This is a genomic window from Xanthomonas pisi DSM 18956 (assembly GCF_001010415.1).
GTDB lineage: Bacteria > Pseudomonadota > Gammaproteobacteria > Xanthomonadales > Xanthomonadaceae > Xanthomonas > Xanthomonas pisi.
In genome coordinates, this window is sequence record NZ_JPLE01000016.1 from 161082 (window position 1) to 176607 (window position 15526).

At 66.2% G+C, this 15526-nt stretch carries 13 protein-coding genes; 8 read left to right on the forward strand and 5 right to left on the reverse strand.

Annotated features, from left to right (window positions below; genetic code table 11):
- Nucleotides 1–62: 62 nt before the first annotated feature.
- From Y887_RS04580 to grxC, 3 genes are all read right to left on the reverse strand, one after another.
- On the reverse strand, nt 63–1070 hold the full coding sequence (locus Y887_RS04580) for an isocitrate dehydrogenase (protein WP_005998180.1): 1008 nt from the start codon (nt 1068–1070) through the stop codon (nt 63–65).
- 309 nt (nt 1071–1379) lie between these two features.
- Nucleotides 1380–1775: a carboxymuconolactone decarboxylase family protein gene (locus Y887_RS04585; protein ID WP_046963206.1), complete on the reverse strand. Its 396-nt coding sequence runs from the start codon at nt 1773–1775 to the stop codon at nt 1380–1382.
- The gene (gene grxC, locus Y887_RS04590) at nt 1772–2077 is read right to left on the reverse strand and encodes a glutaredoxin 3 (RefSeq protein ID WP_039423641.1); all 306 of its coding nucleotides are present in this window, start codon (nt 2075–2077) and stop codon (nt 1772–1774) included. Before grxC ends, Y887_RS04585 begins: the two co-directional genes overlap by 4 nt.
- A 149-nt stretch (nt 2078–2226) precedes the next feature.
- Between grxC and Y887_RS04595 the strand changes: the two genes are divergently transcribed.
- The 8 genes from Y887_RS04595 to lpxH all read left to right on the forward strand — a co-directional run bounded on the left by Y887_RS04595 (nt 2227) and on the right by lpxH (nt 12750).
- On the forward strand, nt 2227–3873 hold the full coding sequence (locus Y887_RS04595; protein WP_046963239.1) for a M48 family metalloprotease: 1647 nt from the start codon (nt 2227–2229) through the stop codon (nt 3871–3873).
- 178 nt (nt 3874–4051) lie between these two features.
- On the forward strand, nt 4052–4741 hold the full coding sequence (phoB, locus tag Y887_RS04600) for a phosphate regulon transcriptional regulator PhoB (RefSeq protein ID WP_002806631.1): 690 nt from the start codon (nt 4052–4054) through the stop codon (nt 4739–4741).
- 73 nt (nt 4742–4814) lie between these two features.
- Nucleotides 4815–6143 carry a phosphate regulon sensor histidine kinase PhoR gene (phoR, locus tag Y887_RS04605; RefSeq protein WP_046963207.1) on the forward strand — a complete coding sequence of 443 codons (1329 nt, stop codon included), beginning with the start codon at nt 4815–4817 and terminating at the stop codon, nt 6141–6143.
- 98 nt (nt 6144–6241) lie between these two features.
- Nucleotides 6242–8344 carry a polyphosphate kinase 1 gene (ppk1, locus tag Y887_RS04610; protein WP_046963240.1) on the forward strand — a complete coding sequence of 701 codons (2103 nt, stop codon included), beginning with the start codon at nt 6242–6244 and terminating at the stop codon, nt 8342–8344.
- A 63-nt stretch (nt 8345–8407) separates the two neighbouring features.
- Entirely contained in the window at nt 8408–9928 is a 1521-nt protein-coding gene (gene ppx / locus Y887_RS04615) for an exopolyphosphatase (protein ID WP_211256976.1), read from the forward strand.
- Nucleotides 9929–10153: 225 nt separating this feature from the next.
- Complete coding sequence (locus Y887_RS04620) at nt 10154–11290, forward strand: glycosyltransferase family 4 protein (protein ID WP_046963209.1); 1137 nt, start codon at nt 10154–10156, stop codon at nt 11288–11290.
- A complete protein-coding gene (locus Y887_RS04625) occupies nt 11271–11813 on the forward strand; it encodes a phosphatase PAP2 family protein (protein ID WP_046963210.1) in 543 nt (180 codons plus the stop codon). The genes Y887_RS04620 and Y887_RS04625 overlap by 20 nt, the downstream gene beginning before the upstream one ends.
- Before the next feature lie 193 nt (nt 11814–12006).
- Nucleotides 12007–12750 carry a UDP-2,3-diacylglucosamine diphosphatase gene (gene lpxH, locus Y887_RS04630; RefSeq protein ID WP_046963211.1) on the forward strand — a complete coding sequence of 248 codons (744 nt, stop codon included), beginning with the start codon at nt 12007–12009 and terminating at the stop codon, nt 12748–12750.
- Nucleotides 12751–13161: 411 nt separating this feature from the next.
- Here the strand turns inward: lpxH and Y887_RS04635 are convergent, their stop codons facing one another.
- Together Y887_RS04635 and Y887_RS04640 are read right to left on the reverse strand one after the other, a co-directional pair.
- Nucleotides 13162–13581: a hypothetical protein gene (locus tag Y887_RS04635; protein WP_046963212.1), complete on the reverse strand. Its 420-nt coding sequence runs from the start codon at nt 13579–13581 to the stop codon at nt 13162–13164.
- Nucleotides 13582–13718: 137 nt separating this feature from the next.
- Nucleotides 13719–14972, reverse strand: a complete 1254-nt coding sequence (locus tag Y887_RS04640) for a zinc-dependent metalloprotease (protein WP_046963213.1) — start codon at nt 14970–14972, stop codon at nt 13719–13721.
- Between the last annotated feature and the right edge of the window lie 554 nt (nt 14973–15526).

A 15526-nucleotide genomic window follows, 5' to 3' on the forward strand; every position in this document is an offset into this window, starting at 1 on the left:
TTTCGAGCAGAAGAAAGGGCGCCTGGGCGCCCTTTCTTTTTGTTGTGCTGTCGCCGTGTCGCTTAGAGGCGGCTGGCGATGGCCTTGGCAAAGCCCATGGTGTTGCCGGTGCCGCCCAGGTCGGGGGTCAGCGAGTCCTTGGCTTCCAGGGTGGCGACGATCGCTTCGCGCAGGCGTTCGGCGTTCTGCGGCTGACCGATGTGGTCCAGCATCTGCGCGGCGCCCAGCAGCAGAGCGCACGGGTTGGCCTTGCCCTGCCCTGCGATGTCCGGCGCCGAGCCGTGCACCGCCTCGAAGATCGCCGCATCGACACCGATGTTGGCGCCCGGGGCCAGGCCCAGGCCGCCGACCAGACCGGCGCACAGGTCGGAGATGATGTCGCCGAACAGGTTGGTGGTCACGATGATGTCGAACTGTTCCGGACGCATCACCAGCTGCATGCAGGTGTTGTCGACGATCATTTCCTGGAATTCGATTTCCGGGTACTGCGTGGCCACATCGCGTGCCACCTTCAGGAACAGGCCCGAGGTCGACTTGATGATGTTGGCCTTGTGCACCGCGGTGACCTTCTTGCGGCCGGTGGCGCGCGCCAGGTCGAAGGCGTAGCGCACGATGCGCTCGGAGCCCTTGCGGGTGACGCGGGCGCCGGAGAACGCGGTCTCGCCATCCTCGGACACGGTCTGGCCTTCGCTCAGGTAGGCGCCTTCGGTGTTTTCGCGCACCGTGATCAGGTCAACGCCATCGGCGAAACGCGACTTGGTGTTGGGGAACGACTTGGCCGGACGCACGTTGGCGTACAGGTCGAACTTGCGACGCATGGCCACGTTGATCGAGCTGAAGCCCTCGCCGACCGGCGTGGTCAGCGGGCTTTTCAGCGCCACCTTGTTCTTAGTGATCGAGGCCAGAGTGGACTCGGGCAGCAGATCGCCGTGCTTTTCCAGCGCGACCAGGCCAGCGTCGGCGTACTCGTAGGTCAGGCCAGCCTGCAGCGCGTCGAGCACGAACAGCGTGGCATCCATGATCTCCGGGCCGATACCGTCGCCGCGGATGACCGTGATTGTCTGCGTCATAACGTTGGGTTTCCGAACTTGAAGGGGGGAGCGCCAGCCGTCAACGCGGCAGATCGGCGCAAGGAGGTTTCACCGGCAATTATGCCCGATGCCGGTGACCGCGCCCAAACCGACCATGGTCTAAGTGGGCGCGGGGGCGTTGGCTGGGTCGCGCGCCGCAGGGCTGGAGCCATCTCGATCCAAGGTCGGGATGACCACCCGCGCATGCTTGGCTGGATGCTGCCGCCAGGCAGTGACCTCGGGCGCAGCACGCGCGCCCTTACGAATCGCTGATCGCCAATCCCCACTCCCGCGCCCCAAGCCAGGCAGTCAGTCGTGCGCGTGCTGCTCCGGTGCCTGGGCGCCGCCTTCGAGCTGATCGAGGAAATCCACTGCGCGGCGCAGATGCGGGATCACGATGGAGCCACCGACCACCAGCCCGACCGAGAAGGTTTCGAAGAACTCTTCACGGGTGACGCCGGCTTCCTTGCACTGTGCCACGTGATAACTGATGCAATCGTCGCAGCGCAGTACCATCGAGGCGACCAGGCCGAGCAGCTCCTTGGTCTTCACGTCCAGTGCACCGGCCTGGTAGGTCTGGGTGTCCAGCGCGAAGAAGCGCCGTACGACCTGATTGGGCTCGGCCAGGATGCGCTGGTTCATGCGCTGGCGGAATTGCGTGAACTCGCGCAGGCGATCGGCGCTGCCGTCATCGGAACCACTCATGCCTGACCGCCTGCGGCGGCGAACAGTGGCTCGAGCTTGCCGGCGCGATGCATGGCCATCATGTCGTCGTAGCCGCCCACATGGACATCGCCGACGAAGATCTGCGGCACGCTGGTACGCCGGGCCAGGGCGACCATCTTGTCGCGCTCGGCCGGGTCGAGGTCGATCCGCACCTCGGTCCAGGTCTGGCCCTTGCTCTTGAGGAAGTTCTTGGCCGCCACGCAATACGGGCAGATGGCGGTGGAATACAGGGTGATCTGCGGGCCGGTGGCCGCGTCCTGCCCGGTGTGGTCTTGGCTCACGGGAAACTCCGTGGTGGGTTTGAGGTCTGACACATGGTAGCGGGCGACTGGAATTTCCATGTCGTCACCGCAACACTGTGGATTAATTGCCGATTCACGCCGCTGCGCTGCGCTGCCCGCATGCTCCGCGCACCACCTGGGAGTTCCACTTGCGCCTGCTTCCGCTCGCTACCGCCCTCACCCTGGCCATCGCCGTGGGCGTGGCACCTGCGCAGGAAAGCCGCCTGCCCGATATCGGCTCGTCGGCTGGCGAGCTGCTGACTCCGGCCCGTCAGGCCGAGTACGGCAAGATGATGCTGGCCGAGTTGCGCAACTACGACTACGTGCTGGACGACCCGCTGATCGGCGACTGGCTGCAGACCATGGGCACCCGGCTGGGCGCCAACAGCGACCAACCGCAGCAGCCGTTTACCTTTTTCATGCTGCGCGACCGCCAGATCAATGCCTTCGCCACGCTGGGCGGCTATATCGCGGTCAATGCCGGGCTGGTGCTGACCGCCGAGCGCGAGGACGAAGTGGCCGCGGTGCTGTCGCACGAAATCGCCCACGTCACCCAGCAGCACGTGTTGCGCGGGGTCGAACGCGCCCAGCGCGACCAGATCCCGATCCTGCTCGGCATGCTGGCGGCAGTGGTGGCGGCGCAACAGGCCGGCGGCAATTCCAAGGGCGATGCCACCATGGCCACCATCACCAGTGCGATGGGGCTGATGCAGCAACGCCAGATCGACTACACCCGCTCCAACGAATCGGAGGCCGACCGGCTGGGCATCCGCACGCTGGTACGCAGCGGCTACGACGTGGACGCGATGGCTGGCTTCTTCGAACGCATGTCCGTTGCGATGCGCGCCAACGAGGGCGGCTATAGCGCACCGGATTTCCTGCAGACGCACCCGGTGACCACCACCCGCATCAGCGAGGCCAAGGCGCGCGCCGAGCAGATGAAGAAGAACACCGTGGTGTTGACCACCTCGGTGCCGGGCGGAACGCGCCAGGAGCGCGTGGACCCGGCCGACCCATCGTTGTCGGAGCCGCTGAGCCGCAACGGCAACGCGCTGCTGCCGTATGCGCTGCGGCTGCCGGTGGATGCGCTGAGCCGTGGCGGCGACCAACAGGGTTTCGACTGGGCCAAGGAGCGCCTGCGCGTGCTCAGTGCGAGCACGCCCGACGCGGCCATTCGCGAATACGAAAACCTGCGCCGCAGCGCCAAGCAGGGCCTGACCGATGCGCAGCGTTACGGGCTGGCGCTGGCGCAACTGCGTAACAGCGGGAGCCGGCCGAGCGAACCGGTGGCCGAGCTGACCGGCCTGCTGGAGGCGCATCCGGACAATCTGTGGCTGGCGCTGGGCCTGAGCGAGGCGCAGGCGCGCGTGGGCCAGCGCGAGGCGGCCAACGCCCGCTTCGATGCGCTGCTCAAGCGGCTGCCGAACAACCGTGCGGTGGCGCTGACCTATGCCGGCGCGCTCAACGAACAAGCCGGCAAGGAATCCGGTCAGCGCGCGCGTCAGGTGCTGGAGCCCCTGCTCTACCGCAGCGGCGAGGACCCGTTGCTGCAGCAAACCTACGCCCGCGCCTGCGAGCTCGCCGGCGATCATCTGCGAGCCAGCGAGGCCTATGCCGAATCGGCGTCTCTGAACGGGCGCCCGGAACAGGCCCTGATCCAGTTGGAGGCGCTGAAAAAGAAGGACCTGGACTATGTGACACGGGCGCGTGTGGATGCGCGGATTGCCGCAATCACGCCGACGGTGCTGGAACTGCGTCGCCAAGGCATTCGCGATCCGGATCTGTCCACGCAGTGACAGCGGGTGCGGCAAGACGCATCGAGCGGCATGCTGCGCCTGGCTTCACCATTCCTGCAGCGGCTCAGCCCGCTCCGCAGAACGACGGTCTGACAGGAGGCAACGCCCGCCATGTCACATTAAAGTCACAAAACCGTAGTCTACTGGCGATCAACCAAAGCCAGACGGTAAGCCCCGCGTGCAGAAACGCATTCTGATCGTCGACGACGAACCCGCGATCCGCGACATGGTGGCGTTCGCGCTGCGCAAAGGCGAGTTCGAACCCATCCATGCTGGCGACGCGCGCGAGGCGCAGACCGCCATCGCCGACCGCGTGCCCGACCTGATCCTGCTGGACTGGATGCTGCCGGGCACCAGCGGGCTGGATCTGGCGCGGCGCTGGCGCAAGGAACAGCTGACCCGGGAGATCCCGATCATCATGCTGACCGCCCGCGGCGAAGAGAACGACCGTGTCGGCGGGCTGGAAGCCGGCGTGGACGACTACGTGGTCAAGCCCTTCTCGGCACGCGAGCTGCTGGCGCGTATCCGTGCGGTGATGCGCCGCACCCGCGAGGACGACGAGGACGGCAGCGTGGCCGTGGGCCGGCTGCGTATCGATGGCGCCGCGCACCGGGTGTTTGCCGGCGATGCGCCGGTGCCGATCGGCCCGACCGAATACCGGCTGCTGCACTTCTTCATGACCCATCCGGAGCGCGTGTATACGCGCACCCAGTTGCTGGACCATGTCTGGGGCGGCAGCGTGTATGTGGAAGAGCGCACCATCGACGTGCACATCCGCCGCCTGCGCAAGACGCTGGAACCGTTCGGCCTGGAAAACATGGTGCAGACCGTGCGTGGCTCGGGCTATCGTTTTTCGTCGGCAACCTGACGTGCCGCACCGCGACCCGGCCGCTGCCTGGCCGGGTTGCCTGCCCACCTGACGCTTCGTGGTAACGCCTTCCATGCCCCAACATATCCGTTCCGCCTGGCTCAAGACGCTCGGCACCCTTGCGCTGTTACTGGGCGCTGCCGTCGTGGTGGGCGTGCTGATCGGGCATGTGTGGATGGCGTTGACGCTCACCGCGCTGGGGGTGCTGAGCTGGCATTACTGGCGGCTGCGCCAGGTGCTGCGCCGGCTCACTGCGCGCCAGCGTGCCGAGCCTGCCGCCGGTGTCGGCGCCTGGAACGAACTGGACCGCCTGCTGTATCGCAGCCAGGCCGAAATGCGCGGGCGCAAGCGACGCTTGATCGACATGCTGCGCACCTATCGCGCCGCGGCGCAGGCGCTGCCGGATGCGGTGGTGGTGGTGGACCGCAACAGCCAGCGCGTGCAGTGGTTCAACAAGGCGGCCGGCGGCCTGCTCGGGCTGCATCATCCTGGCGATATGGGCGTGTCGGTGGTGGAACGCCTGCAGCCATTGCCGCTTGCCCACTGGCTGGCGGCCGGGCGCAATGCCGAGCCGATGCTGGATGCGGCCTCGCCGGTGGACCCGGACCTGCGCCTGAATCTGCGCCTGATCCCCTACTCCGACGACTACTGGCTGCTGGTGGCGCGCGATGTCAGCAAGCTGTTGCGCCTGGAACAGGTGCGTCGCGATTTCGTGGCCAATGTGTCGCACGAGCTGCGCACCCCGCTGACGGTGGTGCACGGCTACCTGGACATGCTCGACCCGGAGGACTTTCCGGACTCTGGCCCGATGCTGGCGGAGATGCGCAAGCAGTCGCAGCGCATGGCGCAGCTGGTCGAGGACCTGCTGACCCTGTCGCGGCTGGAATCGCAGGAAGAGCTCGGCGAAGAAAACGTGGCGATGGCGCCGATGCTTTCGACCTTGCGCCGCGAGGCCGAGGCGCACAGCCAGGGCCGGCACACGGTGGAAGTGATCGATGAAGCCGGCGTGGACCTGCTCGGCTCCAACAAGGAATTGCACAGCGCGTTTTCCAACCTGGTGACCAACGCGGTGCGCTATACGCCCGGCGGCGGCACGGTGACGATCCGCTTCCTGCGCGAGGGCGACGGCGCGGCGCTGGCGGTCCGCGACACCGGCTACGGCATTCCTGCCTCGCACCTGCCGCGCATTACCGAGCGCTTCTACCGCGTCTCCAGCAGCCGCTCGCGCGAGAGCGGCGGCACCGGGCTGGGGCTGTCGATCGTCAAGCACATCCTGGGCCTGCACCAGGCACGGTTGGAGATCGAAAGCGAAGTGGGACGCGGCAGCGAATTCTCGTGTCATTTTGTGGCCGCACGCGTGGTGCAGCGCGACCAGTCCCTGCCACTGTCACGCTCGGCGTGATATGTAAGCAGTGCGCGTCGACGCGCGTCGCGATGCACCTGCGCAACGTCCGTTGCACGCGCTGCACCGCACACCAATCCGTCTTGATGACCGACTCCATGGGCCACGCCAAACAACTGCACGACGTCACACCTTCCGAGGACATCGCCACCGATCCCTTGCGTGATCCGGCGCTGTACATCAACCGGGAACTGTCGCAACTGGACTTCAATTTCCGGGTGCTGGCGCAGGCGCTGGACGAACAGGTGCCGCTGCTGGAACGGCTGCGGTTCCTGTGCATCTCGTGCACCAACCTGGACGAGTTCTTCGAGATTCGCGCCGCCACCGTGCGGCACGCGCAGGAGTTCGGCCTGCCGCCGGCACCGGACGGCCTGAGCCCCACGGCCATCCTCAACGCCGTGCACGACCGCGCGGCCAAGCTGGTCGAGCAGCAGTACCACGCGTGGAACGATGTGCTGCGCCCGGCGATGGAAGAGGCCGGCGTTGCCGTGCTCGGCCGCGCGACGTGGACCTCGCGCCAGAAGCGCTGGCTGCGCGCCTACTTCCGCAACGAGATCATGCCGGTGCTGTCGCCGCTGGGCCTGGACCCGGCGCATCCGTTCCCGAAGATTCTCAACAAGACCCTGAACATCGTGGTGGTGCTGGAAGGTCAGGACGCATTCGGGCGCGCCGGCCATCTGGCCATCGTGCGTGCGCCGCGCTCGTTGCCGCGCATCATCCAGTTGCCGGCCAGCCTGTCGCCGGAGGGCGCGCAAAGTTTCGTGTTCCTGTCCTCGGTGCTGTCGGAGTTCGTGGACGAATTGTTCCCGGGCATGCAGGTCAAAGGCTCCTACCAGTTCCGCGTCACCCGCAATTCCGAGCTGGTGGTGGACGAAGAGGAAGTCGAAAACCTGGCACTGGCATTGCGCGACGAACTGGTCACGCGCGGCTACCGGCCGGCGGTGCGGCTGGAGATCGCGCACGATTGCCCGGCGCCGATCATGCGCACCCTGCTGCAGAACTTCGGTTTGAACGAGAATGCGGTGTATCGCATCGTCGGGCCGGTCAATCTGAGCCGTGTCACCCAGGTCTACGACCTGGTACAGCGCCCGGAACTCAAGTACCCCTCGTTCAACCCGCGTACCCTGCGCGAAAGCGAGGGCATCTTCCAGATCGTCAGCAAGGGCGATGTGCTGCTGCATCATCCCTTCGATGCGTTCACTGCGGTGCTGGATGTCATTCGGCAGGCGGCCGTCGACCCGAACGTGCTGGCGATCAAGCAGACGCTGTATCGCACCGGCAAGGATTCGCTGATCGTCGATGCGCTGATTCTGGCCGCGCGCAACGGCAAGGACGTCACCGTGGTGGTGGAGCTGCGCGCGCGCTTCGACGAAGAGGCCAACCTGGGCCTGGCCGACAAGCTGCAGGAGGCCGGCGTGCAAGTGGTCTATGGCGTGGTCGGCTTCAAGACCCACGCCAAGATGCTGCTGATCGTGCGGCGCGAGGGGCGCAAGCTCAAACGCTATGTGCACCTGGGCACCGGCAATTACCACAGCGGCACTGCGCGGCTGTATACCGACATCAGCCTGATCACCGCCGATGCGGAGATCGGCAACGACGTGCACATGCTGTTTCAGCAGTTGTCCGGGCTGGCCCCGCGCATGAAGCTGGAGCAGCTGCTGCAGTCGCCATTTACGTTGCATGCCGGTGTGCTGAAGCGGATCGAACGCGAGACCCGCCTGGCACGCAAGGGTCGCCCCGGCCGCATCATCGCCAAGATGAATGCCCTCAACGAACCGCAGGTGGTGCGTGCGCTGTATTCCGCCTCGCAAGCCGGCGTGCAGATCGACCTGATCGTGCGTGGTGCCTGCACGCTGCGTCCCGGGGTGCCGGGCGTGTCCGAGAATATCCGTGTGCGTTCGATCGTCGGGCGATTCCTGGAACACAGCCGTGTGTACTGGTTCGGCAACGACGGGGCGGCCGAGTTGTACTGCGCCAGCGCCGATTGGCTGGAACGCAACCTGTTGCGCCGCGTGGAAACCTGCTTCCCGATCCTGGAACCGGATCTGGCCAAGCGCGTGTATCGCGAAGTGCTGCAGAACTACCTGGACGACAACGTCAGTGCCTGGGAACTGGATGCCGAAGGCGTGTACCACAAGCGCACCCCCGGCCCTGGCGAGCCGGCCCATTCGGCGCAGATGACCTTGCTCGATCGGATCTGAGAACGCGAGAGCCGTGGGCTCTCACGTGGCCAACCGCCCATCGGCTACCATGCGGCCATGCCAATGCCCTCCCCCACGATTCCGCCCCTGCGCGATGGCGATTTTCTTGCCGCCATCGACTTAGGGTCCAACAGTTTCCACATGGTCATTGCGCGCTACCTGATGGGTCAGCTGCGCGTCGTCGATCGCCTGCGCGAAACCGTGCGCATGGCCGATGGCCTGGATGGCAAGGGTGGTCTCTCCAACGAAGCACGTCAGCGCGCGCTCGAATGCCTGGCACGCTTCGGCCAGCGCATTCGCGACGTGCCCTCGCTGCGCGTGCGCGCGCTGGCTACCAACACGGTGCGTCAGCTGCGCTCGCCGCAAGCCTTTTTGATGCCGGCGGAGACTGCACTGGGGCATGCGATCGAAGTGGTCAGCGGGCGCGAGGAAGCGCGGCTGATCTATCTGGGCGTGACCCATGCGCAACCGCCCAAGCCCGATCAACGCAGGCTGGTGATCGACATCGGCGGTGGCTCGACCGAATTCATCATCGGCCAGGGCTTCCAGACGCTGGAACGCGAAAGCCTGCAGGCCGGTTGCATTGCCAGCACGCGACGATTTTTCCCGGGCGGCAAGTTGTCGAAGAAAAAATGGAAGGATGCGCTGACCGAGATCGGTGCCGAATTTCAGCAGTTCGCCGGCCAATACAAGGCGCTGGGCTGGCATGAGGCGATCGGTTCGTCCGGGACGCACAAGGCGATCGGCGAAATCTGCGCGGCGATGAAGCTCACCAAGGGTGCGATCACCGCGCAGGCGCTGCCGGCGCTGCGCGATGAGCTGCTCAAGGCCAAGCGCATCGAAGACATCCAGCTGCCCGGCCTGGCGGCCGAGCGGCGCCCAATCATCGCCGGTGGAATTCTGGTGCTCGAAGCGGCCTTCCAGGCGCTGGGGCTGGAGAAGCTGATGGTCAGCAAGGCCGCGATGCGCGAAGGCATCCTGTACGACATGCTCGGCCGCGGCGGCCAGAACGACCCGCGCGATAGCTCGGTAGCCTCGCTGGTGCAGCGCTACGGCATCGATGAGGTGCAGGCGCAGCGCGTGGAAGCCACGGCCTGCCGCCTGTTCGATCAGGTCTGCGAATCCTGGCAACTGGATGGCGACGATGCGCAGGTACTGCGGCGTGCCGCACGCCTGCACGAGTTGGGCCTGATCATCGCGCACAGCCAGTATCACGTGCATGGCAGCTATATCCTGGAACATTCGGATATCGCCGGTTTTTCGCGGCAGGAACAGCAGGTCCTGGCGGCGCTGGTACGCACGCACCGGCGCAACGTGCCCAAGACCGCCTTCGATGCGCTGCCGGACCGCCTGCTGCTGCCCCCCCGCCGCAAGGCTGCGCTGCTGCGGCTGGCAGTGCTGCTGCACCGTGCGCACGAATCGGACCCCATCCCGACCCTGGAACTCACTGCCGACGACACGCGGCTGTCGTTGATCCTGTCGCAAAGCTGGATCGATTCGCGCCCGCTGCTACGCGCCGACCTGATCGGCGAAGTCGAGAGCATGGCCGGCCTGGGCATCGCGTTCAAACCGTTTGTGACCTGAGGCCTGTGGCCTCAGGCGGGATTTGGGATTCGGGATTCGGGATTAGTCGGCTGCGGGGCTCTGATGTCTCTACCTGACGGGCGGCGGTTGCGCTAAACGCAGGCAGTGCGGCGCCTTTGCCAATCCCGAATTCCTAATCCCGTCGCACTTGTCACCGCCGCGTCTTGTCGGCGCAACATCAATGCCATCGCCCTGCCGGAAGCTAGCCAAAACCGGAGAACGGGCATGCGCTACGCGATCGTTACCGAAACCTATCCCCCCGAGGTCAACGGTGTTGCGCTGACGGTCCACGGCCTGGAAACCGGCCTGCGCGCGCGCGGGCATCAGGTGGATGTGGTGCGTCCACGCCAGAGCTGTGACACCGCCACGTCCGATGCATTGCTGGTGCGTGGCGCGTCGTTGCCGCGCTACCCGGGGCTGAAATTCGGTCTGCCGGCGACCCAGCGGCTGATCCGTCATTGGCGAACGACGCAACCGGACGCGGTCTACGTGGCCACGGAAGGCCCGCTGGGCTGGTCGGCGATGCGTGCGGCACGCCGGCTGGGCATTCCGGTCGCCTCCGGCTTCCACACACGTTTCGACGAATACCTGCCGGACTACGGCGCCGCCTGGCTGCAAGGCACCGCGCTGCGCTGGATGCGACGCTTTCATAATCAGGCCGACGCCACCCTGGTGCCGACGCGCGAGCTGCAACAGGTGCTGCGCGAGGACGGCTTCGAGCGCGTGCAATTGCTGGCGCGCGCTGTCGACAGCCAGCAGTTCGATCCTGGCCGACGCGATCATGCCTTGCGCGCCGAGTGGGGCATCGAAGGCGAAGGCTTCGCAGCGATCTATGTCGGACGGATCGCCAGCGAAAAAAATCTGCCCTTGGCGGTGCAGGCATTTCGCAGGCTGCAGCAGATCCGCCCGAAGGCGCGCTTTGTGTGGGTCGGCGATGGCCCGGCGCGCGAAAAGATCGCGCACGAGAATCCCGACTTCATTTTCTGCGGCGTCCAGCGCGGCGAGGCCTTGGCGCGCCACTTCGCCAGCGGCGACCTGTTCCTGTTCCCCAGCCGCAGCGAAACCTTCGGCAACGTGACCCTGGAAGCGATGGCCAGCGGCGTGGCGACGGTCGCCTTCGACTACGGTGCCGCGCGCGAATACCTGCGCAATGGCCAGACCGGCGCGGCGGTGGACACCGACGCGGCTTTCATCCAGGCCGCCGTCGCACTCACCCAAGACGACGCGCTACGCCAACGCCTGGGTGCGGCGGCGGCGCAGGCGATGAAAAAATTGCATCCGGACAATGTGGTCTCCGACTTCGATGCCTTGTTGCTGGGCATCACTGCGGCACGGGGGCGTTATGTCGTCAACGCGGCTTGAGGTCTTGCGCGGCCACGAAGCGCGCTGGTGCCGACGCGCCAACCATTGGTGCCGCCGACACACGGTGCGCCGCACATTCGCCACCATCAGCCGCCTGGGCGATGGTGTGTTCTGGTACAGCCTGATGGGCCTGCTGGTGCTGCTCGACGGCATGGGTGGCGTTCGCGCCTCGGCGCACATGGCTGCCACCGGCGTGCTCGCCTTGACGCTGTACAAGGCACTCAAGCGCTGGACCCGCCGCCCGCGCCCCTACGCCGCCGACGTGCGTATCCGCGCCTGGGTGGCGCCGCTGGACGAGTTCAGTTTTCCCTCCGGCCACACCTTGCATGCGGTGTCCTTCAGTATCGTGGCGCTGGCCTACTACCCGTGGCTCGCCCCGCTGCTGGTGCCATTCTCGGCATGCGTGGCGCTATCGCGCGTCGTGCTCGGATTGCATTACCCCAGCGACGTGCTGGCCGCCACGGCGATCGGAGTCGCGCTGGCGAGTCTGTCGCTGTGGGGGCTGCCGGCACTGATCGGGTAGAGGCTTGCGGCAGCGCCGCGCCGCGCGCGCTTGCGTGTGCCTGGCCCGGTTCCCTTATCGTTCTTGCGCAGCAGACGTGGACTCGGGCCAGGTGCCTGCGCAGGTGCACATCGCTGCGATGCGTTGATCGCCCGCTCACGCAATCGCGGCTTCCGCGCCTCGCCATCCGGCGGTCCGGACGTACAATGGCGCGATGACGACACTGTTCATCTCCGACCTGCATCTGGATCCGGCCCGGCCGGCGATCACCGCGCTGTTTCTGGATTTCCTGCGCACGCAGGTGCCCGGGAGCGATGCGCTGTACATCCTTGGGGACCTGTTCGAAGCCTGGATCGGCGATGACACGCCATCCACCGCTGCAGATGAGGTCGCGGTGGCATTGCATGCGGTGGCCGATTCCGCCATCCCGGTCTTCTTCATGCCGGGCAACCGCGATTTCCTGGTGGGCGAAGCCTACGCGCAGCGCGCCGGCTTCCGCATTTTGCCCGACCCCACCGTGATCGATCTGTACGGCCAGACGACACTGCTGCTGCACGGCGACCTGCTGTGCACCGACGACACCGCCTATCAGGCATTCCGTGCGCAGACGCGCGACCCGGTGTTTCAGGCGCAGTTTCTGGCGCAGCCGCTGGCCGCCCGCGTGGCCTTCGCGCAGCAGGCGCGTGCGGCAAGTCAGGCCCGTTACGCCGAACTCAAGCAGGGTGACCAGGCGCAGCTGGAAACCGTCACCGACGTGTCGCCGGCCGAGGTGGAAGCGACCTTCGTGCGTTACGGGCTGGATCGCATGATCCACGGCCATACCCATCGCCCTGCGATCCATACCCTGCAAGCCGGTGGCAACACCTGCACGCGCATCGTGCTGGGCGACTGGTACGAGCAAGGCTCGGTGCTGCGGGTGGATGCCGATGGGGTTGCGTTGGAGCAGTTGCCGCTTTAGATCCGGGATCCGCACCTGCATGCGGGGATTGCGCCGCGGCGGGTCCGAAGCCGCCGGTTGCGCGACTGTGGCGGCGGCTCTTCGCATCGCAGGCCAAGTGCGACCACTGGGGCGCACGCACGACGGCGTGCCGCTGAGGACAACGAGCACGCTGGCCAGTCCAGCCGGTGCAACGCGCGCTCAACACGGCCCAGAACGCGCGTTGCGCCCTCAATCCGGGCGGCGCACCCAATCCAGCCGGCATCGGATACAGCGATCGATCGCGCTGCTGAAAGTCCGTACAGTGCGACCTTCATCCATAGCGGATGCCGCTACCAACATCGCGTTCGGGTGCGCAACGACGCAGTGGCAGCGCTCGCCGGCAACCCGACGCCTGCGTGCAATCCCGAATTGCCAAGTCGCTACAGCGTGTCACTGCACGCTGCGCGCACGCTCGGCGTAGTCGACGAAATCCGCATTGACCACGTCGTACCAGAACAGCGTGCCATCTGCCTGGACGCGGAAGCGGTCGCGCACCGGGCTGGTCTGCGGGTCGCCTGGGCAGCCGTCGCCGTGGCGTTCGTGCACGGCAAATTCAAACGCATCCGGCGTTGGCGGATCGTCCTGTTCGGCCATGATGCTGATGCAGTTGTCCGGGTAGACCTTGTCGCTTTGCAGCCGTGTTTCGAGCACCTGCAGCGCGCGCGCCTGGGCAGCGTTTTCGGTGGCGGGCGCCGGCGCGGCCACCGCAGGCTTGGGTGGCGTGGCGGCGGGCTCGGCAGGTTGCTGTTTGCATCCGGCAACTGCCAGCGCGACCAGGCACAGCAGCGCATAACGCGAGGACGTGGACATGAGTGCTCCGCTCGACAGGACGTGGCCGGCAGGCGCCGGCGGTGCGTCTAGTCTGCGCGATCATCGCGCCCGGGTGTAGCGCAGTCGCGCAATGGCCCGACACCGCTCGGTGCCGGGCCATCGCAATCGCTCACCGATCAGCGGAAGCCGGCGATGGTGGCCTTGGTGTTGACCAGCACGCGCTGATTGTCGGCGGTGCTGGCATTGCCCATGGGCACGCCGTTGTAGCTGATGTTGGGGTTGGACCAGTAGTTCAGCCGCGGGCAGCCGCTGGTGCAGTCGTAGGCCATGATGGTGCGCCAGCTGTTGCCGTAACGATAGCCGTGACCATACGCGTACGGCGAGGTGCTCGGGTCGTTGGTGGCATCGTGGCGGGCGCTTTGCAGATGGCCGATTTCATGCGCAAAGCTGTAGTAGCCGGTCGCGCAGTCCCAGTACACCGATGCGAAGGCGCTCGCGGCGGTGGAGCCGATGCCCGAGGCCAGCCCGCAGTAACTGCTGTTGTCCAGCACGATCACGCCCACGTCTGCGGTGTAGGTGTTGCGGCTGGTGTGGATGCTGTCCATGTAACCGTCGTTGGTCACGCGGAAGCGCTGCAGGTCGGTGGTGAAGTTGCCGGTTTCGGTGTAGCTGGTGGTCTCGTAGCGCGCCAGCTGCAGGGTGATGCCGACATTGCTGTTGATATAGCCCTGGTTGGCTTCGGCCACCGCCAGCTGCACCAGCGACTGCATGTTGCCGCCGTACGCGGTCACCGCCTTGTTGGTGGCCACGACCAGCACGCGGATGGTGGCTGGGCTGCCGGATGAGGCGGCCGCTGCGGTCACGCGCCCATCGCCGGGCATGTCGAACTTGGGCAGCAGGCTGTATTCGGCCGGATGCTCCTGCGGCATGCGCTGCTCGTCGACCTGCACCAGCACATGACGCCCATCGGCCAGGGGACGCAGGCGATACAGCTTGCCGGCGTAGCGGATGGTGCCAGTGACGGTTTCGCCGCTGCGCACCAGGATGGCCGAGTTCAACGGGTCCACGCCGGACAAGGTGCGCGCGCGGGTGCCAGCTCGCGGACCGAGGTTGCCGTACCACACGCTGTCGCCGCCCTCCAACGCGTCCACCTTGGCCTGCGTGGCGGTGATGGTCTGGCCATCCAGCTGCAATTCCAGCAGTTTTTCGCCAGCGGTCACCGCGCCGGCATCGAGCTGCACCACCTGTGCGTTGGTGGTGGACGGGGCGCTCAACAGGCGTTGCAGCGAGGGTTCTGCGGTGGCGGTTGCCGCGGCGCTGCGGCTGAGCGCAGGGCCGGTTTGGTACAGGGGCTTGCCGGCAGCAGCGGCCGACCCGGCCAGGCACATGGCGATCAGACCGACCGTGGTGCACATCGACTTCGACTTCATCGTCTCTCTCTCCTAAGACATGGAAGCAATGGGTGCGAAACACCGGGCCCCTGTCCCCGGGACGCCATTAGGGCGCGCCGGAATGTACCGAATGCAAGTTGTTGCAAAAGAAAATTACGTTTTTGTGATGCTTGCCGATGACTGGATGCGATTCCGGCCGCATGCGCGACGACGTAGCGCACAGTTCCGGTCGAAAGCGGTGTCGGCGAGACGCACGCGTCGTGCTGCAGCGGTGGGAGTCAAACGACGTACCCAGGTGCGTCGACGGACCGAAAGCCGCTCGCCAACCAACGCGCGTCGATCAGCAGGCATCGCCGTTGCTTGGCTGGGCCTGTCTCGAATGGACATGTCGGAGGCCAGTTCCGGGGGCGCCGCCGGCAGCAACCTGCTGGTTGTTCCCGGCGTTTTGTCAGCCGCTCTAACGAGAAGGTTCTCGGCTGCCTTGGGAGGCTTAGGCGCGCTGCATGCGGCGCTTGCAAGGCGCTTGATCCGTGCGTTAGCCGCAGGACCCTTGCCTGTCCGCCATCGCAGGACGCGCGGTGAATCCGTCCATG

Coding starts and splice junctions, on each gene's coding strand:
- Y887_RS04580 (WP_005998180.1), bottom strand. CDS start 1,070: ATGACGCAGACAATCACGGTCATCCGCGGCGACGGTATCGGCCCGGAG.
- Y887_RS04620 (WP_046963209.1), top strand. CDS start 10,154: ATGCGCTACGCGATCGTTACCGAAACCTATCCCCCCGAGGTCAACGGT.
- phoR (WP_046963207.1), top strand. CDS start 4,815: ATGCCCCAACATATCCGTTCCGCCTGGCTCAAGACGCTCGGCACCCTT.
- lpxH (WP_046963211.1), top strand. CDS start 12,007: ATGACGACACTGTTCATCTCCGACCTGCATCTGGATCCGGCCCGGCCG.
- ppk1 (WP_046963240.1), top strand. CDS start 6,242: ATGGGCCACGCCAAACAACTGCACGACGTCACACCTTCCGAGGACATC.
- ppx (WP_211256976.1), top strand. CDS start 8,408: ATGCCCTCCCCCACGATTCCGCCCCTGCGCGATGGCGATTTTCTTGCC.
- Y887_RS04585 (WP_046963206.1), bottom strand. CDS start 1,775: ATGAGTGGTTCCGATGACGGCAGCGCCGATCGCCTGCGCGAGTTCACG.
- Y887_RS04640 (WP_046963213.1), bottom strand. CDS start 14,972: ATGAAGTCGAAGTCGATGTGCACCACGGTCGGTCTGATCGCCATGTGC.
- Y887_RS04635 (WP_046963212.1), bottom strand. CDS start 13,581: ATGTCCACGTCCTCGCGTTATGCGCTGCTGTGCCTGGTCGCGCTGGCA.
- Y887_RS04625 (WP_046963210.1), top strand. CDS start 11,271: ATGTCGTCAACGCGGCTTGAGGTCTTGCGCGGCCACGAAGCGCGCTGG.